Here is a 16,876-nt window from a genome sequence, read left to right on the forward strand (position 1 = left end):
GGGACAAGATCATCTCCCCGCTTTATCCCCACTTTTGCCCGTGGACGGGTTATCCAGGAGCCCTTCGAGGGCGGCCGCCGTAGCGGGGTTGACCGACTTCCGGCCGAGGTAGACGTCCTGGGTCATGGACACCCGCGCGTGCCCGAGGTGATCGGCGATGAGTCGGGTCGGCACATCCGCATCGTCCAGCACGGTCGCTGTCGTCTTGCGGAAGGTGTGCGAGGTGACCCACAGGAACTCCTCACGGCCCCGCGTCTGCCGGATCACCCGCAGCACGTTGCTCGGGTCCCGGAGGCCGCCGGTGGTGCTGGCGAAGACCGGGCTCGCCATCGGCCGGGCTTCCGCGCTCCACCGCTCCTTCAACATCTCCAGCGCCCACGACGGCAGCGGCAGCACGCGCTCACTCTTCTTCGTCTTGGGCCGAGGCTTGCGGTAGAGCCCCTTGCCCTTGACCCGGACGACCGTGTGAGCGACGTCGACCGTGCCTGCCTCGAAGTCGATGTCCTCCCAGAACACGCCCAGCGCCTCCCCGATCCGGACACCGGTGGCCATCATGAACTTGGACAGGTCGGGCAGGTCCCAGCGAACAGCCTTTTCGTTCTTCTCCAGTTGAGCCAGCCACTCGGCCCGCTCGTCCGCGTCCAGCGCCCGCGGCTGCTTCGTCTGGCCAGGCCACGGCTTCGACGACGAACACCGAGCACTGCTGCGCGAGCTCCAGACCCAACAGGCCGAGTATCGCAACGTGCCTGGCGGGTATTGGATCGCGGAAACCGATCCGGCCGCTTCTCGACATGCCACATCCGAAATTCGGACAAATATCCCGTGGAGCATTTTGTCCACAGACGGGGCATACGACATTCTCGAACATCGCAATATAGACTGGGATCCGGTCGCCAAAGCTGACACTGAGCAACTGACGGCGCTGCTACAGGGTTGTTATCAAGGAGAGAGCGGAGGCGATGCGAATGCAATTCACCTTCCACGCGCAAAGCAACACGATGACAAGGCTATCGCAGTGGTGAGGCCAACCCACTAACCACACTACGTAAGTCACTCAGCAAATTGACCAACCAGCACGCGTTTGCTGGCGTCGCGCATCGACCAGAGAGTATTAAAGCGGAAGTCCATACTTGGAGGTCGCCCAGCGAACATAGTGAAAGGAATCCTAACCGACCCCATGTGCGTCTCATTGCCGTGGAGGATACCAGCGTGAGCCGTTTGAGACCTTAGTTCGTAAGCGGTCACCAAATCCTTCATCTGCTTGTTGCTGTACACGGTCTTTAATGCCTTTCGGAACCTCCTGCCGGCACCCGTGTGCGAGTTGCAATATTCACACTTCTGAAGATCTTCAAACTTAGCACCAATACCTTCGATCGCACTAATGAAGCAGATCAGCGAAAGCGATGGGTGTTCGTCCACCAGCGCCAATCCCTCTCGGTGGGAGTGGATAGCCGCGTAGAGGATCTCATCCTCCCCAACGAGCGCAAACGCGCGCTCAAACCACGAAGGGATACGCACCTCTCGCATGCTTCCTAAAACCGGAATATGATGCTCTGAGTCCGATAATCCGTAACCCCAAGAAGGCAGTTCGATCGCCCGCCCTTCATCAATGTGAGGCTGGCTGCGAATTCTCCAGTGGCAATCTAGCTCAACAGACAAAAGGGCACAGATGGTGTTAAGGTCTCGCGTCGCACGATCTAGTGCCGCATCCCAGTTATAGCCACGACTTCGACCACGCACCACCAACGGGAACGATGAAACGATGTTCGCCCCAGACATGTGCGGGTTTTCAAGCCCGTCGAGCCCTTCCGTATAAGGATTCTTCGCCGATTCGATGGTTATATTACCGAGAGTCGCCGACTCGACCACTTTGGGAACGTCCGAGATCATTGCCTCACGAGAACCGATTGCGGCCCACCAGTTGAACTCCGGCTCATCTTCGGCTAGTCGTTTCACCGCCGTATCGAGAGCGGTCAGCCAAGGCTCTAAATCATGTTCCGAATTCGGCAACTCTGACGCCTCGATATAAATCTTCATTCCACCCTCAGAGAGGGTGAAAACAAGGCGCATTGGTAGCTCATCGTGATACAGACAGTATCCATGCGAGATCGAAAGATCTGCATCTCCTTCGAATCCTGGCAACACCCAGTTGGACATAGTGATATGCCGCGGTAACATCTCCTGCCGGAGGTAGGCTATCAGCGGATCACCCTGAGTTGCCCAATCGATCGGCTGCTCTCCGAGATTGACTTCGTAGTACCACTTGTTCGCAGACACTCAGAATCCTCACGTCCGCCGACGCCAACATTGATGCTCCCAGCAAGCGCCTGCGACAAAAGCTAGGGTCACTGTAAACTTGCCGAATTGGGCTCTACGAGATCAAGGCGGCGCGCAAGCGCGCCGCAGGCCGCTCGGCCTGCCGCTCCGCTTCGGCCGGCGGCCACGCCCAACGCCTATCGATCCCACGTGCTATCCGCCACCACTCCTACTCCTTCACGCAAGGCGACTCCTGCTTACAAGAGCCGCCAGGGCAGATGAACCGTCGCTCGGCCCGCCCGCACGATGCTGGCGCTCCGCTTCGATCCACCGGAGCTTCCCGTACAGGATTCGCGTGAGAGGTGGAAGAGCCGCCCAACGCTCGAGGATGCCGGCATCGGTCAAGCTCGAGTTGCTCCCGACCCAAGCAGCAAGGTCTGCAGGCGGTGAGAACCTCTGTTCTGAGAAGTCAATCCCGGTGAGCAGGCCCTTCACGGCCTCCACACAGGCCGAAATCGGCCAGGATTCAAACCTGATCCGGTCCTTGAGGTCGTGACAATCGAGACAAGCCGCCACTGTTTCGGTACCCCGGGCTACCTTCGGCACCGGGAAGTGGTCATGCTCATGACGGTCGTCCAGGGCTTCGTCACAGTAGAAGCACATCGAACACGAGCACTTGCGCACCTTGACCAGGCGACGTACTTCCCTGGGATCCATGTCCCCCTCATCCACCGCACCGGGCAGGCACTTGAACCCCGCTGACGACGTAATCTGCGGACGACTGGTTGAGCGTTACATCGCGCGCCCGCCAGCCTCCGGCGGCCAGGGCTCCGCCCTGGACCCGGCACCGCTTCAGAGATCAGGGGAAGGCCCCGGTGACCTCCTCGCAGCGCGCCCGAGGGCAGCCAGACCGGCCGGCACCGGTCAAGAGCGCTCCGCGGCCTCCGGCAGACCCTTGACCTGCACCCCCCGCCCGGCAGGGATGAACCCGCGCCGCGAGGAGATCACCTCAGTAGGACCGGTCACGCTAGAGTTGACGATGTTGGTGGGTTGAGCCCGGCGGCAAGCTGGGTCTCGGCGCTGCTCGCTGTTCTGTTGGTCCTGAACATCGCTTCCAACCTCGACCTCCGCAAGCTCGCGAGGAAGGCGGTCAAGCGTATGAAGAAGATCATCAAGAAGTGCGCGGCCGGGTTGCCCGCTGCGGTGATTGGTGTCCTGCACCTCCTCACGGCAGCGTCGAGCTGAGTCCACCAGCGCACTCCCGGGCCAAGATCATCTCCCCGCTTTTTCCCCACGAAACGACGGCAGACGCCGACAAGCGGCCCGAGATGGCGAGCGTTTGCACTCGCTATCCGGGCAGCTCATCGGAGCTGTCGGCAACCAACGGCAGCCGACCCGCCAAGTGGTCATCTACTCCGTAGGTTCTGGGTTCGAGCCCCAGGCGCCCCACTCTTTCGCCTGGTCAGCCGGGCTGTGGCGGGTTTCTGTTGATCGGGACGGAGCCATGCGCCGCGGCGTGCGGACCATGAAGTCGAACGCGTCTGCCGGGCCGTCCTCGGCGGTACGGGTGAAGACAACGACTACCCCCTGGCCCCGGCACCGTTCGGAGAAGAGGACCGATGCCGAGCTACAAGAAGGTGCTCTGGCACCACGACCACCCTGACGAACCGGTTCTCCTCTACAGCGAGACCGGCGACGACGGCTACGAGACCCGCAAGGTCGACCTGTACCGAGACGGCCGCCAGGACTACGCGGATGAGTCGACTTCCATCGGCACGACGTTTCTGGGCCAGGAGCCGGAACCGCCGCTCGAAGAGATCGCGGCCGATGCGGACTTCACGTTGTTCGTCATCGACGCCGAGGAGTTCGAAGCTGTCTGGCGCAGTGCCCGCCGTTCGCACCGGCCTCAGATGGGCAGCGACTAAGTTCACGGGTGGGTCTTCGAGACCAACGTTCACAAGTCGCTGGAGCACCTGTCGTCGTGCAGGCGATCGAAGAGGCGCTTCCGGCAACGGACGCCGAGCGAGCAGACGGGTGGTACGACTACCCACTGGCCGGGCAACCTCAATTGTCCGTGTCCCTCGCCGCTGATCCTGGTGCCAGCCCGTCTTAGTCCGAGTCGTGGGCGAGATCGAAGAGAACCCCGCAGATGCCGGCTTCGCGCTGTTCGTGGGCGGGGGTCCGCGCGCCAGCCGCTTGCCGTCACCAGACCCGCGGCGTCAGAATCCCTCGATGAGCCCGGTCCAGTCGCTGATCGACGATCTGCTCCTGATCCTGCGCAGCGGCGAGCACGACACCTCCTGGACCCGCTACGAATCCGTCGGCCAACTGATCGCCGAGTTGGAGCGGCTTCGTGCGCGGGGCGATGACGCGGCGGCGGAGGTTCGGCGCTTGTGCCTGCCCACCGGCGTCATCGACGAGATCGCCGTCTCCAGCGGCTGGTCCGAGGCCTGGCTGCGGCTCACCACCGGCAAGCACCGGGACGTCCTCTCCCCCCAGCACGGGTAACGGCCGTCCTCAAGGGACGGTCGCGAACCTCAGGCGCGCAGCGCGGACACTGCCCCCGCGAACATCGTCGCCTTGATCGTGCCCAGCGTGCCCGGGTCCTTGCCGGCCAGGGGGCGCACCCTCGCCACCGCCCGGTCGCGCAGCTCGGCCTCGCTCGCGGTGTCGTCCACCAGCCCGAGCTCGCGCGCGTCCGGGCCGCCGAAGCGGGTTCCCGTGGTCATCGACGCGACCGCGGCCGCCGGGGTCAGCTTGGCCTGGATCAACGCCGCCATGCCGGGGGTGAACGGGATGTTGATGTCGGCCTCCGGGAAGCAGAAGAAGCCCCGGTCGGCGCGCATGATCCGGAAATCGTGCGCCATCGCGAGCATCGCGCCCGCCCCGAACGCGTGGCCGTTCACCGCCGCGATCGTGGGCACCGGCAGCGTCAGCACACGCGCGAGGAGGTCCTGCACGTCGGCGACGTAGCTCTGCGCCTGGTCGCCGTGCGCCGAGAGCCAGTCCAGGTCGAGGCCGTTCGAGTAGAACTTGCCGGTCCCGATCGTCACCAGCGCGGACGCACTCCCGGTGACCGTGTCGAGCGCGGTGTGCACGCCCTTCAGCCAGTCCGGCGCGAACCGGTTCTCGTCGGCGCCCAGGTCGAGCACGTACACCGGGTCTTCGAAATGCAGCACGATCATCCCTTCGGTCGAAGTGGCACAGCGAGAACGGCCCGCACGGCGGCGGCGAGCCGGTCCCGGTGGTCGGCGCTGGTGTCCAGCTCGCGCCGGAAGAACGCGGTCGGCAAGTCGACCACGCACGTCGTCATCACCCCGACCGCCGCCGCGTCCCGCCGGTCCCACATCGCCCGCGACAGCCGGACCAGCAACGCCACCACGCGCTTGTCCAGTGCGAACAGGGCATCGGCGAGTTCGGTCGGCAGACCGGGGCCGAGCAGCTGATCCTTGTCGACGGTCAGCAGCATCCGCGCCGCGTGCGGGCGCCGCTCGGCGAACACGGCCGGGGCGTCGGCGGCCGCGACCACCGCGTCCTCGGGCGACACGGCGGCGTCGGCGAGTTCCGACTGCAGGTCCAGGAAGTCCGTCGCCGCCCGCAGCCACACCCGGCCGAGCAACGCCGCGATCGAGCCGAACGCGTGGTAGATCGCCCCGTTCGACACGCCGGCGGCGCTCGCCAGGCTGCGCACCGACACCGCGCCGTCCTCCGCGACCAGTCGCTCGGCAGTGTCGAGCATCCGGTCGAGGTCGTGCACACGTGGCCGGGGCATGACCGGACAGTAACAGAGCACCTGCTCTAAAACTAGCGGCAGCGGTCGCAGCGCGGCTCGGGGTGCCATGCGCCGGCCTGCGCATCGAGTTCGCGGCGGACCTGCCACCGCGGCTTGAGGTTCCCGGACGCGTCATGCCGCGGCGTGCCGAACACGCGCATTTCCCGCCGCCGCCGTCCGCACCGGGGGCACCGCACGCGCCGGAACACGCGGCGGCTCACCGTGTCGCTCCGGCGCCATCTCGACATGTCGCCCCTTCCCGACCCGGAAGTCGGACGGCTCGGCGAGCCCGTTACCCCACCCGGTAAAAGGTTTGGCCGACAAGGACATGGAGGCTATGCGGGCCAACCGGGCCATGGGCCGCGCGGCCCCGGCGGGTCACCCAATACGGTGACGATCATGACTGCACGCCGACGTACGGTGGGCTCGGGTGAACTCGCGGCCGAGCTGGGCCTGTCCCGGCGGTCGATCAGCCGTTACGCCGAGCGCGGCTGGATCCGGCCGGTGCTCGTCACCCCCGGCGGCCAGTACCGCTGGGACGTCGAGGACGTGCGCAAACAGCTCGACGCGCTACGTGAACGCAGGCCGGGCCGGGAGAGCTCGTCCGGTTAGGACGGTCCGCCCACCGCCGCTGTAAGCGCTTTCCTAACCGCCGAACCGAGCAGAACCACGCCAGCCGCGCGACGATGATCCCCGGACGCGACGCGGGAGGTGCGGATGCCGGAGTGGCTCGAAGCCGGGGTGTGGGGCCTGGTCGGTGGGGCGGCGCTCGTGATCGGCGCCGCCGTGGCGTGGTTCGCGCGCGTACCGTCGCGGGTGGTCGCCTGGATCATGGCCTTCGGGGCCGGGGTGCTGATCTCGGCGCTCGCCTTCGACCTGGTGGACGAGGCCGAACGCACCGGCGGCCTGCTCCCGACGGCGTTCGGGTTCCTCGGCGGAGCCGTGGCGTACGTGCTGGCGAACGTCGCGCTGGCCCGGCGCGGGGCGCGGCACCGGAAGCGGTCGCACGGCCGGCAGCCCTCGGAGGACGAGGTGCGGGGCAGCGGCAGCGCGATCGCCATCGGGGCGCTGCTGGACGGGGTGCCGGAGTCGGTCGTGCTGGGGCTGTCGTTGCTCGGCGGTGGCGGGATCGGCGTGTCCGTGCTGGCCGCGGTGTTCATCTCGAACGTGCCGGAGGGGTTGTCGAGCGCGGCCGGCATGAAGCAGGCGGGCCGGAGCGCGCGGTACGTGTTCGGGGTGTGGGGCGGCATCGCGCTGGCCAGTGGCGCCGCCGCGCTGCTGGGGAACCTGCTCCTCGGCGGCGCGGCGCCGGAAACCATCGCGGTGATCACGGCGGTGGCGGCAGGCGCGATCCTGGCGATGATCGCGGACACGATGGTGCCGGAGGCGTTCGAGGAGGCGCAGCTGGTGACGGGCCTGATCACGGCGGCCGGGTTCCTGACGGCCTTCGCGCTGGAACGGGCGGCCTGATCGCGCCAGGATCGGATCATGACCGAGGCCTGGACCCGCGGCGGCTATTACGTTCAGACCAGCGCGGACGTGGAAACCGCGACCCGCATCGCGCGAGCCGTGCTCGGTCACGAGCCCGAAGTGCGCCGGACGAACCTGCGCGTCGGTTTCCTGCAGGCCGATGCCGACCAGAACCTGCTCGCGCCGGTCTGGTTCACCTGCCGCGCGGAGGTGGACCTCGGCTACCGGCGCCGGGAAGCCAGGAAGATCACCTGGGCACTGCGACGGCGCCTGCACCACGCCCGCCGGCGCTACTCCGCCCCGCTCCGGTTCCGGGTGTGACTGCGGCCCTCGCCACACCGGAGAAGTGTTAGCAGCGGCCGCTGTAGCCATCGACACAAGGACAGCTCGCTGACCCGCCGGTAGCGTGGTGACGCGCCTGGGCGAGTGCCCAGAAAAGCAGGTCTTGGCCCCGACCGGCCCAGGCCTCAAGCACGTCCCACCGCCGGGACCCGTTCGGGACTACCCCGGCTCCTTCGGAAGGAAACACCCTTGCGGCGAGAAATGCCGCCGATGATCCGCGCGCTCGGAAACCACAACTACCGCCTGTGGGCGACCGCCGACTTCGTCTCGGTGACCGGTACGTGGATGCAGGTACTCGGCCTCAACTGGGTCGTCATGGCCCGCACCGGCTCGGCCACCTCGGTCGGCCTGTCGGTCCTCCTCTCGACCCTCCCGGCGCTGCTCATCGGCCCCTGGGCGGGGGCGATCGCCGACCGGTTCCCGCCCCGGCGGATCATCCTCGCCGGCCAGACCACCCACCTGGTCATCGCGTTGCTGCTGGCGTTCATGGTGTGGCAGGACATGCCGCTGGCCACCATCTACGGCCTCACCGCCATCGCCGGCATGGTCGGCGCCTTCGAATCCCCCGCGCTGGGCCGGTTCGCGGGCCAGGTCGTCCCCCGCCACGACCTCGGCAACGCGCTCGCCCTCGGCAGCATCATCAACTCCGCCGGGCGCGTGCTCGGCATGAGCCTGGCCGGCGTGCTCGCCGCCGCGGTCGGGGACGCGCTCCTGTTCGTGCTCAACGCGGCCAGCTTCGTCGCCGTCATCGTCACCGTCCTGGTGATCCGCACGGCCGAACTGCACCCGCTCGCCGTCGCCAAGGCCGAACGCGCCGGGGTCCGCGCCGGCGTGGCCTACGTGCGCCGCAGCCACGTGCTGATCGTCCTGTTCACGCTCGGCTTCGTGCTGTCCGGCCTCGGCCGCAACTACCAGGTCACCATGGCCGCCATGGCCCAAGGGCCGCTGAACTCGGGCGCCGCGGGCTACGGGCTGCTGTCGTCCGTGTTCGCCGTCGGCACGGTGATCGGCGGGATCATCGCGGCCCGCGTGCGGGAGCTCACCGTCCCGCTCCTGCTCGGCGCCGCCGCGGTCACGAGCTTCCTGCAGACCGTCAGCGGTTTCCTGCCCGGCATGCTCGGCTTCGGCGCGGTGATCCTGCCGATCGCGGCAGGCGCGGTCCTCATCGACACCGCGAAGAGCACCCGGCTGCAGCTCGACTCGGCCGAGGACATGCGCGGCCGCGTGCTCTCGATCGACGGCGCGATCGCCGCGGCCGCGGGCGCGACCGGCGCCCCGCTGCTCGGCTGGATGTGCGAGCGGCTCGGCGCGAGCGAGGCCCTGCTGGTCGCGGGTGTGGTCACCCTCGCCGCCACCGGTGTGGCGACGCTCGCGCTGCAGCGGGCGCGCCGCCGGGTCGTCGAACCCGTGCTCGCCGCCTCAGCGGCGTGACCCGGTCAGCTCGTCGGGGCTGACGATCGCCGGGGAGCCCTGCAACGGCCGGCCCGCCGACTCCCGCGTCAGGTGGATGCAGATCGCGCCGACGACACCGGCCGCGATCAGGTAGTACGCGGGCCAGTTCAGGTCGCCGGTGCCGGCCACCAGGGCTCCCATCACGGTCGACGTGGTGCCGCCGAACAGCGACACCGAGATGTTGAACGCGATCGACAGCGCCCCGGCGCGGATGTGTGTCGGGAACATCGCGGGCAGCGTCGCGGGCAGCGTGCTGGAGAAGCACACCAGTGTCAGGCCCATCACGGCCAGCCCGGCGAACGTCGCGACGTCCCCGCCGACGCGGAGCAGCAGCACGGCGGGCAACGACAACACGACCAGCCCGAGACAGCCCGCCATCACGATCCGGCGGCGCCCGAACCGGTCCGACAGCCTGCCGAGGAACGTGACCACCACCATCAGCAGCACGAGCACCACGATCTGCAGCACCTGTGCCGCGGTCTCCCCGACCCCGTCCTCGCCGAGGCCGGGCAGCGTGTCGGTCAGGTAGGTCGGCATGTAGCTGGTGAGCATGTAGTTCGTCACGTTCCAGGCGAGCACCAGCCCGGCGCACAGCAGCATCGCGGGCCAGTAGCGGCTGAAGATCGTGCGGAACTCCTGCCCGGCCGACCCGCGCTGCTTCCCCTCGCCGGAGACGTAGTTCGCGAACGCCGGGGTCTCCTCCAGCCGCAGCCGCAGGTAGAGGCCGACCAGGCCGATCGGCAGCGCGATCAGGAACGGGATCCGCCAGCCCCAGCTCAGCAGCTGGTCCTCGGTGAGCACCGCGGTCAGCACGGTCGCGATCGTCGCGCCGAACGCGTACCCGGTCAGGGTGCCGAATTCGAGCCAGCTGCCCAGGAACCCGCGGCGGCGGTCCGGCGCGTACTCGGCGATGAACGTCATGGCGCTGCCGTACTCGCCGCCCGTCGAGACGCCCTGGAGCAGTCGCGCGAACAGCACCAGCAGCGGCGCGGCGATGCCGATCGCCTCGTACCCGGGCACCACGCCGATCGCGAACGTGCCCAGCGCCATCAGCACGACGGTCAGCGACAGCACGCGCTTGCGGCCGATGCGGTCGGACAGCGGCCCGAAGAACAACCCGCCGAACGGCCGGATCAGGAACGACACCGCGAACAAGCCGAAGGTGGCGATCGTCGCGACCGGACCGGACAGGTCGGTGAAGAAGACCTTGCTGATCGTCGTGGTGAGGTAGCCGTAGACGCCGAAGTCGTACCACTCGGTGATGTTGCCGATCGCCGCCGCGCCGACCGCCCGCTTGACCACCGCCGGATCAGCGACGCTCACGTTTTGGTCTGGCACCGTCACCGCGTACCCGTGGTCTGGACCGGGAAAACCACCCGGTCCAGGGGATCCGCGATGAGCCGCGCCACACGCGAAGCGGCCGTACCCCGAGCGGTCGAACCCATCGCCACCCGGATTGACCTGCGCTGATCCGGGTATCCGCCGGTGCAGACCAGTCGACGGCGACCCAGGGGCGGCCCATGTTGAGCCGGAACGAGCAACAGCAGCTCAGGGCGATCGAGCAGTGGTTCGAGATCAGCGATCCCGAGCTGACCAGAGCGCTGCGCGAGGGCCGGTTCCACCACCTCGGCCGGTTCCGCAGGCTGGGGTGCCTGGCGTTGATGACGTTCGGCGCGCTCCTGATCGGGCTGGGCGCGGTGACCGCGAACGTGTTCCTGTTGTTCGTCGGCATCCTCGCCCTGACCACGGGCGTGTGCCTGCGGATCGGCGCGCTGCGGCCGTGACGGCGGGGCGGACGCCCGCCCCGCCGCCCGCTGGTCAGGCGAGCATCGCCTGCATTTCGGCGATCTCGGCCTGCTGGCTGTCGATGATCCGCTGGGCCAGTGCCTTCGCGTCGGCGTTCGAGCCCGCCGCCAGCTCGGTCCGGGCCATCTCGATCGCGCCCTGGTGGTGCTCGATCATCATCCGCAGGAACTGCCGGTCGAACTCGGCGCCGGTGGCGTGCTCGAGCGCGGCCATGTCGTCGTGGCCCATCTCGCCCGGCATCGAGTGGTCCATCGGCGTGGCCGGCGCGCCCCACTGGGTGAGCCAGCCGCGCATCTGCTGGATCTCCGGGTCCTGCGCCCGCTGGATGCGGGCGGCGAGGTCGAGCACGCGCTGGTCGGTGCTGCGGCCGGGCGCCAGCTCCGCCATCGCGAGCGCACCTTCGTGGTGCGGGATCATCATCCGGGCGAAGTCGACGTCGGCCTGGTTGTGACCGGCCTGCTGCTCGGCCGCGGTCGTGGTGGTGCCGTGGGACTCGTGCGGCTGGGTCCCGCAACCGGCCAGGAGGATGGCGGCCAGCAGCAGGCCGCCCATGGTCTTGCGCATGGGAAAGGAAACCTCTCATGTGTTTGCTACTGCGAATTCGGCGGACGAGCGCCGATCACAGCCGCAGCACGCAGAGGCCGGCGAGCACCGCGCGACCGGACGGCCGGTCCGGCGCCCGCGAGCGGGGACGGCCGGCGGGGCGACGGGCGAGCGGCGGGTTCCGCACCGCGCGCAGCAAGGTCCACAGGCCGAGCAGCACCCCGGCCAGCAGCACGGCGAGGCACAGGTGCAGCACGTCGTGCGTCATGCCATGGCCGTGGTCGCCGTCGGGTTGCCCGGCGTGGGCGACCACGGTCACGACCGCGCTGTCCGGGTGGTCCGCTCCGGCGATGTGGTGCATGCCGACCAGGCCGAACGCGAGCAGGCACAGGAGCACCGCTCGTCGCCAGCCGGTCACCGTCACGCGATCAGGATATGCCGAGCGGTGGATCGGGCGGCGGCATCGGGGGCTCCGGCGGGGTCGGCGGCACCGGCGGTTCGGGCGGTGGCGGCGGCACCGGATCGGGACCCGGCCCGGGCGGAATGGGCTCGGGACCGGGAGGCACGGGGTGCACCATGGCGTCCTCCCTGGGTCGTTGTCGACATGCCCGGTATACCCGGTTCCGGATCGCGGCGCACGTCGTCGATCTGCGCCTAGACTGGTCACATGCGGCGGCACCGTCCGGTAGTCGAAGTGCCCGACGTCGTTGGCCTCGGCGCGGACGACGCGTGCTCGATCGTGCGCCGCGCCGGGCTGGTCCCCGCCGGGCCCGAGGGCATGCCCGCGCCCGAGGAGGGCGTAGTCGTCGCGCAGGCGCCCATCGGCACGGCAGGCGCCGAGCAGGGCGCCACGGTCGTCCTGATCACCCAGCACGGCCGCCGCCCGTCGGACGACCCGATCACGCCGCCGCCGACCGAAGAGGCCGACACCCTCCAGCCTGCCTGATCGGGCAGCCGCCCCTTCCCGGCCGTCCCGCGACCGGACAACGCCTGTCAGCACTTCACCTGATGAGCCTATTGTCCGTTACCGCGCGCGCCACTCACATTGGTATAGACCATCCACTCGATCGGATGAAAGGGTCTGCCGATGCTGAGTCGCCGGAGCTTCCTCCTCGCCGCGAGCGCCGGAGCGGTGGCGCTCTCCGTCAGACCGGCGAGCGCGGCCACCGCGCTGCCCCTGACGATCGTCAACGACAGCGGCGAGTTCGCGAACACCTCGATCTGGTGCTACCTGGTCGGCACCGACAGCGCGGGCAACCAGTTCCGGGTCCGCGCGGACGGGTCCATCGCGCCGGTTTCGTTGTCCGACAACGCTTCCGACGGGTTCACCGACTACGCGATCCCGCTGAACGCCAGCGGTGCCACCACGATCAACGTGCCACCGATGTCCGGGCGCCTGTACTTCGCGCTGGGGCAGAAGCTCAAGTTCAAGGCCGTCACCGACGGCGCCGGCCGCCCGGCGCTGCAGTACCCGGCGGGGTGGGTGGCGAGCGACCCGAACTACCGGATCCTGCACGACTTCGTCGAGTTCACGCTCGACGACCTGGGCATGCACTGCAACACCACGATGGTCGACCAGTTCAGCGTGCCGCTGTCGATCCAGCTCACCGGCGCCGCGTCGCAGAGCACCGGCACGCTCAAGGCGGGCGGCCGGGCGCAGATCTTCGACCAGATCCGGGCGCAGCCGGACTTCGCGAACCTGGTGGTGGACGACCTGCGGGTGATCGCGCCCGGTCACGGCCTGGACGCCGGCCGGTTCTCCGCCACGTACTTCGACAGCTACACCGACGCGGTGTGGGCCAAGTACGCGGGCACGGACCTGCGGCTGGACACCGGATCCGCGGTCTTCACCGGGCGCGTCGGGTCCGACGGCAACCTCGTCGTCCGGGACGGCTCCGGCCGCACCGCGTCCCCCATCCGGCGACCGTCCACACGAGACATCCTGTTCTGCGACGGCGCGCTGGCCGCGCCGAACGACGGGCTCACCGGCCCGGTCGCGGCGCTGCTCGGCGCCGCGCTGAACCGCTCGACGCTGCTGGACAACCCGAACCAGCCGGTCTCCGACCCCGGCGCGTTCTACCGCACGGCGGTGACCAACCACTACGCCCGGATCATGCACACCGCCACCGCGGACGGGCGGGCGTACGGCTTCGCGTTCGACGACGTCGGCGGGTTCGCCTCCTACATCGAAGACCCCGCCCCGCGGTCCTGCACCGTCACCCTCACCCCGTTCTAGGAAGGGCTCGCACATGAAACGACTGATCGTGCTCGTGCTCGCCGGGCTCCTCGTCGCGCTCGGCTGGACGCCCGCGCAGGCCGCGTTGCCGTCCAAGCAGCTCACCGGCTACTGGCAGAACTTCGTGAACTCGGCGCAGCCGCTGAAGCTGTCGCAGGTGCCGGACGCCTACGACGTCATCGTGCTCGCCTTCGCCAACGCCGACCCCGCCACGCCCGGCGCGGTGACCTTCGGCGTGGACCCGGACCTGTCGAACGCGCTCGGCGGCTACACCGACGCCGACCTGAAGGCCGACATCGCGGCCAAGAAGGCGGCGGGCAAGTCGATCGTGCTGTCGATCGGCGGCGAGCGGGGCAACATCGACCTGAGCAGCGCGGACCGGGTGAGCGCTTTCGTCGACTCGTTCACCCGCGTCGCGACCGAGTTCGGCGTCCAGGGCATCGACATCGACCTGGAGGGCAGCTTCGACGCGGCGAACACCGCGAGCGCGGTGACCCAGGTGCACGACCGCATGGGCGACGGCTTCCTGGTCACGATGGCGCCGCAGACGCTCGACGTGCAGCCCGGCGGCCGGTACCTGACGCTGATCGAGAGCGTGAAACCGCTGATCACCGTCGTGCACACGCAGTACTACAACTCCGGCTCGATGCTCGGGTGCGACGGACGGGTGGTGTCGCAGGGCAGTGTCGACTTCATCACCGCGCAGGCCTGCCACCTGCTGCAGGTGCTGCGGCCGGACCAGGTCGCGATCGGGTTGCCGGCGACCGCGCAGGCGGCGGGCAGCGGGTACGTGGCGCCCTCGGTGGTGAACGCGGCGCTCGACTGCCTGGCGACGCGGACCGGCTGCGGGTCCTACGTGCCGTCGACCGCGTGGCCCGGTATCAGCGGCGTGATGACGTGGTCGGTCAACTGGGACGCCTCGTCGGGCTGGGCGTTCTCCACTCCGGTGCGGGCGCACCTGGACGCGCTCGGCTGACTGTCCGTACTGGACACTGTCCCCGTGTCACTCGTCAGGGTGACACGGGGAACTTTTTGCGTGGGTTATTCCCAACCTTTGACACTGCTTTGACACCCCTCGGCGCCGCGCGGAACCATTCCGTTCCGCCCAATTCCCGGGCACAGATTCAGGGAACGGAACATGGAGAAGGCATGCGCCTGAAATCGCCGTCATGGCGAAAAATACTGACGGGCACGGCGGCCGTCGCACTCGCCGCCGGCGCCGTGACCTACACGGGCACGAGCAGCGCCTACGCCGACGTGCAGGTGGTCACCGATTCGAAAACCGGGGCCGACGGAAAGCAGTACTGGGTGGAGAACCACCTGGTCGGCGGCGACGTCAATAAAATTCGCAGTGAAAACAATGGGCAGCGCAAGGAATGGCTGCTCGTGTGGGCGGGCGACGAGAACATCGCGGACACCGTCGTCAAGGACGTCAAGAACCTGCCCGGCACCATCAGCGGCGGGCTCAACAAGGCGAAGAACGCGCTGCCCGGGCCGGACTTCCTCGCCGTCATCGACGCGACCGAGGGCTCCCCGACGTACGGCAAGGTCGTCAACACCGCCACCGTCGGCCCGCTGGTCGAGAACGAGCCGCACCACATGCAGTACGTGTGGCACAAGGGCGACACGATCTACGCCGGCGCGTTGTTCGCGGCCGCGACCTACGCGTTCGACGTGAGCGCGTTGCCGCAGCTCAAGCTCAAGGGCGTCAGCCTGCCGACGCAGACCCTCGGCGGGTCGGTCCCGGACGCCTACTGGGTGCTCAAGGACGGGACGGCCTACGGCACCTACATGGGTGGCCCGGTCGCGCCCGGCCCGTACACCTACGCCAACGGCCAGACCGTGATCAGCAACGGCTTCGCGGGCAGCCCCGGCGAGGTCGTGCGGTTCGACCAGAACGCGCAGGTCCTGTCGCAGACCTCGGCCGCCACGCCGCAGGGCGACAACGCGAAGCTGTGCGAGAACCTGCCGACGCTGGGCCAGCCGACCTGCGCCAACCCGCACGGCATCCAGGCCCGCGAGGACCTGAACACGCTGGTGACCAGCGACTACGCCGAGCCGCGGAACATCATCCTCGACCCGGTCAAGCAGCCGTCCCCGTACCTGCGCCGCCCGACGGTCCGGACCTGGGACATCTCCGACCGCAACAACCCGAAGCTCAAGGCCGTGTCCTACCTGCCGGACGGCCCACGCGCCGGGGACTACGACCCGCTCTACGCGGAGAGCCGCGCGGTCATGGAGACCACGGTGACCAACCTGCCCGGCCACAGGGGCGCCTTCGCCCAGACCATGCAGGGCGGCGCGGTGTTCTACACGCCGGACATCACCAAGGCCGAGCCCCACTGGTACCAGGTGTGGGACGACGGCGCGGCGAACCGGGCGCTGGGCAACAACGACAGCATCGGCGCCAGCTCCAACGGCGGCTGGATCCAGACCAGCCCGGACGACCGGTTCCTCTACCGCGCCATCCAGGGGCGGCAGAAGGGCACCCTCGGGCCGGACGACCCCGGCACCACCGGTGGCGTCTACATCTTGAACATCGAGAATTTGCTCGCGCAGGGTCCGGACTGGGCGGGTCCCGGCATCCAGACCAAGGAGCAGGCGCGCAGCGGCGCGGACAACGGGGTGCTGCCCACGCTCGCCGGCGCGGCGCCGATCAACCCGGGCACGCCGGGGGCGGGCCCGCACTGGGGCGCGTACGACAACTTCGAGCTGGGCGAGGACGGCTTCTACCACGAGGTCACCTCGCCGGACCGGCTCGCGGTGTCGAACTACTTCGTCGCCCGGTCCGGGTTGGACGGTGACCACAAGGTCAACATCGTGAAGCTGTCGCCGGACGGCAAGGCCACGGTGGACCAGGACTTCCGCGACGAGTTCACCGGCCAGGTGGGCATCAACTTCAACCGGAAGTCGTGGCCGCACGGCGATTTCGGCAACGCGAAGCCCCACTCGGAACTGTTCGTCGTCGCTGACGCGGACGTGAAGTAAGCGCTCTCCGT

Annotated in this window: 20 protein-coding genes; 12 read left to right on the top strand and 8 right to left on the bottom strand. The window is 68.5% G+C overall.

The annotated features are described in order from the left end of the window. Nucleotides 1-9 precede the first annotated feature (9 nt). The 3 genes from AMY39116_RS0314165 to AMY39116_RS46090 all read right to left on the bottom strand — a co-directional run bounded on the left by AMY39116_RS0314165 (nt 10) and on the right by AMY39116_RS46090 (nt 2,973). Nucleotides 10-831 (bottom strand): site-specific integrase, encoded by an 822-nt coding sequence (locus AMY39116_RS0314165; protein ID WP_235716131.1) that lies wholly within the window; start codon nt 829-831, stop codon nt 10-12. Between the two features lie 219 nt (nt 832-1,050). Then, nucleotides 1,051-2,277, bottom strand: a complete 1,227-nt coding sequence (locus tag AMY39116_RS46085) for a hypothetical protein (RefSeq protein WP_157358552.1) — start codon at nt 2,275-2,277, stop codon at nt 1,051-1,053. Nucleotides 2,278-2,493: 216 nt separating this feature from the next. Then, nucleotides 2,494-2,973 (bottom strand): hypothetical protein, encoded by a 480-nt coding sequence (locus AMY39116_RS46090; RefSeq protein WP_157358553.1) that lies wholly within the window; start codon nt 2,971-2,973, stop codon nt 2,494-2,496. A gap of 333 nt (nt 2,974-3,306) precedes the next feature. Between AMY39116_RS46090 and AMY39116_RS0314170 the strand changes: the two genes are divergently transcribed. The 3 genes from AMY39116_RS0314170 (at nt 3,307) to AMY39116_RS0314180 (ending at nt 4,764) form a co-directional block, all read left to right on the top strand. Then, the gene (locus AMY39116_RS0314170; RefSeq protein ID WP_020418296.1) at nt 3,307-3,501 is read left to right on the top strand and encodes a hypothetical protein; all 195 of its coding nucleotides are present in this window, start codon (nt 3,307-3,309) and stop codon (nt 3,499-3,501) included. Between the two features lie 374 nt (nt 3,502-3,875). Next, the gene (locus AMY39116_RS0314175) at nt 3,876-4,181 is read left to right on the top strand and encodes a hypothetical protein (RefSeq protein ID WP_020418297.1); all 306 of its coding nucleotides are present in this window, start codon (nt 3,876-3,878) and stop codon (nt 4,179-4,181) included. 196 nt (nt 4,182-4,377) lie between these two features. Next, the gene (locus tag AMY39116_RS0314180) at nt 4,378-4,764 is read left to right on the top strand and encodes a hypothetical protein (protein ID WP_020418298.1); all 387 of its coding nucleotides are present in this window, start codon (nt 4,378-4,380) and stop codon (nt 4,762-4,764) included. Nucleotides 4,765-4,793: 29 nt separating this feature from the next. Here the strand turns inward: AMY39116_RS0314180 and AMY39116_RS0314185 are convergent, their stop codons facing one another. Together AMY39116_RS0314185 and AMY39116_RS0314190 are read right to left on the bottom strand one after the other, a co-directional pair. Then, entirely contained in the window at nt 4,794-5,441 is a 648-nt protein-coding gene (locus AMY39116_RS0314185; protein WP_020418299.1) for an enoyl-CoA hydratase-related protein, read from the bottom strand. Beyond that, on the bottom strand, nt 5,438-6,028 hold the full coding sequence (locus AMY39116_RS0314190; protein ID WP_027935913.1) for a TetR/AcrR family transcriptional regulator: 591 nt from the start codon (nt 6,026-6,028) through the stop codon (nt 5,438-5,440). The genes AMY39116_RS0314185 and AMY39116_RS0314190 overlap by 4 nt, the downstream gene beginning before the upstream one ends. A gap of 399 nt (nt 6,029-6,427) precedes the next feature. Between AMY39116_RS0314190 and AMY39116_RS0314195 the strand changes: the two genes are divergently transcribed. The 4 genes from AMY39116_RS0314195 to AMY39116_RS0314210 all read left to right on the top strand — a co-directional run bounded on the left by AMY39116_RS0314195 (nt 6,428) and on the right by AMY39116_RS0314210 (nt 9,271). After that, complete coding sequence (locus tag AMY39116_RS0314195; RefSeq protein ID WP_272882124.1) at nt 6,428-6,640, top strand: type IV toxin-antitoxin system AbiEi family antitoxin domain-containing protein; 213 nt, start codon at nt 6,428-6,430, stop codon at nt 6,638-6,640. Between the two features lie 105 nt (nt 6,641-6,745). Continuing rightward, the gene (locus tag AMY39116_RS0314200; protein ID WP_020418302.1) at nt 6,746-7,498 is read left to right on the top strand and encodes a ZIP family metal transporter; all 753 of its coding nucleotides are present in this window, start codon (nt 6,746-6,748) and stop codon (nt 7,496-7,498) included. A gap of 18 nt (nt 7,499-7,516) precedes the next feature. Next, nucleotides 7,517-7,819, top strand: a complete 303-nt coding sequence (locus AMY39116_RS0314205) for a hypothetical protein (protein WP_020418303.1) — start codon at nt 7,517-7,519, stop codon at nt 7,817-7,819. 210 nt (nt 7,820-8,029) lie between these two features. Next, a complete protein-coding gene (locus AMY39116_RS0314210) occupies nt 8,030-9,271 on the top strand; it encodes an MFS transporter (RefSeq protein ID WP_027935914.1) in 1,242 nt (413 codons plus the stop codon). On the opposite strand, the gene AMY39116_RS0314215 is transcribed toward AMY39116_RS0314210, so the two are convergent. Beyond that, nucleotides 9,260-10,615, bottom strand: coding sequence for an MFS transporter (locus AMY39116_RS0314215; RefSeq protein ID WP_027935915.1), 1,356 nt, complete (start codon nt 10,613-10,615; stop codon nt 9,260-9,262). The two genes, AMY39116_RS0314210 and AMY39116_RS0314215, sit on opposite strands and share 12 nt — an antisense overlap. 197 nt (nt 10,616-10,812) lie before the next feature. Here AMY39116_RS0314215 and AMY39116_RS0314220 point away from each other — a divergent pair, with 197 nt between their 5' ends. Then, nucleotides 10,813-11,076 carry a DUF3040 domain-containing protein gene (locus tag AMY39116_RS0314220; RefSeq protein ID WP_020418306.1) on the top strand — a complete coding sequence of 88 codons (264 nt, stop codon included), beginning with the start codon at nt 10,813-10,815 and terminating at the stop codon, nt 11,074-11,076. Nucleotides 11,077-11,110: 34 nt separating this feature from the next. On the opposite strand, the gene AMY39116_RS0314225 is transcribed toward AMY39116_RS0314220, so the two are convergent. Next, complete coding sequence (locus AMY39116_RS0314225) at nt 11,111-11,662, bottom strand: DUF305 domain-containing protein (RefSeq protein ID WP_020418307.1); 552 nt, start codon at nt 11,660-11,662, stop codon at nt 11,111-11,113. 55 nt (nt 11,663-11,717) lie between these two features. Beyond that, nucleotides 11,718-12,065 carry a hypothetical protein gene (locus AMY39116_RS0314230; protein ID WP_235716125.1) on the bottom strand — a complete coding sequence of 116 codons (348 nt, stop codon included), beginning with the start codon at nt 12,063-12,065 and terminating at the stop codon, nt 11,718-11,720. Between the two features lie 270 nt (nt 12,066-12,335). On the opposite strand from AMY39116_RS0314230, the gene AMY39116_RS42835 reads away from it, so the two are divergent. From AMY39116_RS42835 to AMY39116_RS0314250, 4 genes are all read left to right on the top strand, one after another. Further along, nucleotides 12,336-12,587, top strand: coding sequence for a PASTA domain-containing protein (locus AMY39116_RS42835; RefSeq protein WP_020418309.1), 252 nt, complete (start codon nt 12,336-12,338; stop codon nt 12,585-12,587). A gap of 141 nt (nt 12,588-12,728) precedes the next feature. After that, nucleotides 12,729-13,877 carry a beta-1,3-glucanase family protein gene (locus AMY39116_RS0314240; RefSeq protein ID WP_020418310.1) on the top strand — a complete coding sequence of 383 codons (1,149 nt, stop codon included), beginning with the start codon at nt 12,729-12,731 and terminating at the stop codon, nt 13,875-13,877. A gap of 13 nt (nt 13,878-13,890) precedes the next feature. Further along, nucleotides 13,891-14,853 (top strand): chitinase, encoded by a 963-nt coding sequence (locus tag AMY39116_RS0314245; RefSeq protein WP_020418311.1) that lies wholly within the window; start codon nt 13,891-13,893, stop codon nt 14,851-14,853. 173 nt (nt 14,854-15,026) lie between these two features. Further along, complete coding sequence (locus tag AMY39116_RS0314250) at nt 15,027-16,865, top strand: hypothetical protein (RefSeq protein WP_020418312.1); 1,839 nt, start codon at nt 15,027-15,029, stop codon at nt 16,863-16,865. Nucleotides 16,866-16,876 lie beyond the last annotated feature (11 nt).

Source organism: Amycolatopsis sp. ATCC 39116 (genome assembly GCF_000231075.2).
Lineage (GTDB): Bacteria > Actinomycetota > Actinomycetes > Mycobacteriales > Pseudonocardiaceae > Amycolatopsis_E > Amycolatopsis_E tucumanensis.

Bases quoted from the DNA above. Each gene is read 5' to 3' on its own strand.
- AMY39116_RS0314225 (WP_020418307.1), bottom strand. From the start codon at position 11,662: ATGCGCAAGACCATGGGCGGCCTGCTGCTGGCCGCCATCCTCCTGGCC.
- AMY39116_RS46090 (WP_157358553.1), bottom strand. From the start codon at position 2,973: ATGGATCCCAGGGAAGTACGTCGCCTGGTCAAGGTGCGCAAGTGCTCG.
- AMY39116_RS0314200 (WP_020418302.1), top strand. From the start codon at position 6,746: ATGCCGGAGTGGCTCGAAGCCGGGGTGTGGGGCCTGGTCGGTGGGGCG.
- AMY39116_RS0314195 (WP_272882124.1), top strand. From the start codon at position 6,428: ATGACTGCACGCCGACGTACGGTGGGCTCGGGTGAACTCGCGGCCGAG.
- AMY39116_RS0314185 (WP_020418299.1), bottom strand. From the start codon at position 5,441: ATGATCGTGCTGCATTTCGAAGACCCGGTGTACGTGCTCGACCTGGGC.
- AMY39116_RS0314165 (WP_235716131.1), bottom strand. From the start codon at position 831: ATGCTCCACGGGATATTTGTCCGAATTTCGGATGTGGCATGTCGAGAA.
- AMY39116_RS0314240 (WP_020418310.1), top strand. From the start codon at position 12,729: ATGCTGAGTCGCCGGAGCTTCCTCCTCGCCGCGAGCGCCGGAGCGGTG.
- AMY39116_RS0314190 (WP_027935913.1), bottom strand. From the start codon at position 6,028: ATGCCCCGGCCACGTGTGCACGACCTCGACCGGATGCTCGACACTGCC.
- AMY39116_RS0314220 (WP_020418306.1), top strand. From the start codon at position 10,813: ATGTTGAGCCGGAACGAGCAACAGCAGCTCAGGGCGATCGAGCAGTGG.
- AMY39116_RS0314245 (WP_020418311.1), top strand. From the start codon at position 13,891: ATGAAACGACTGATCGTGCTCGTGCTCGCCGGGCTCCTCGTCGCGCTC.
- AMY39116_RS0314205 (WP_020418303.1), top strand. From the start codon at position 7,517: ATGACCGAGGCCTGGACCCGCGGCGGCTATTACGTTCAGACCAGCGCG.
- AMY39116_RS0314175 (WP_020418297.1), top strand. From the start codon at position 3,876: ATGCCGAGCTACAAGAAGGTGCTCTGGCACCACGACCACCCTGACGAA.
- AMY39116_RS0314250 (WP_020418312.1), top strand. From the start codon at position 15,027: ATGCGCCTGAAATCGCCGTCATGGCGAAAAATACTGACGGGCACGGCG.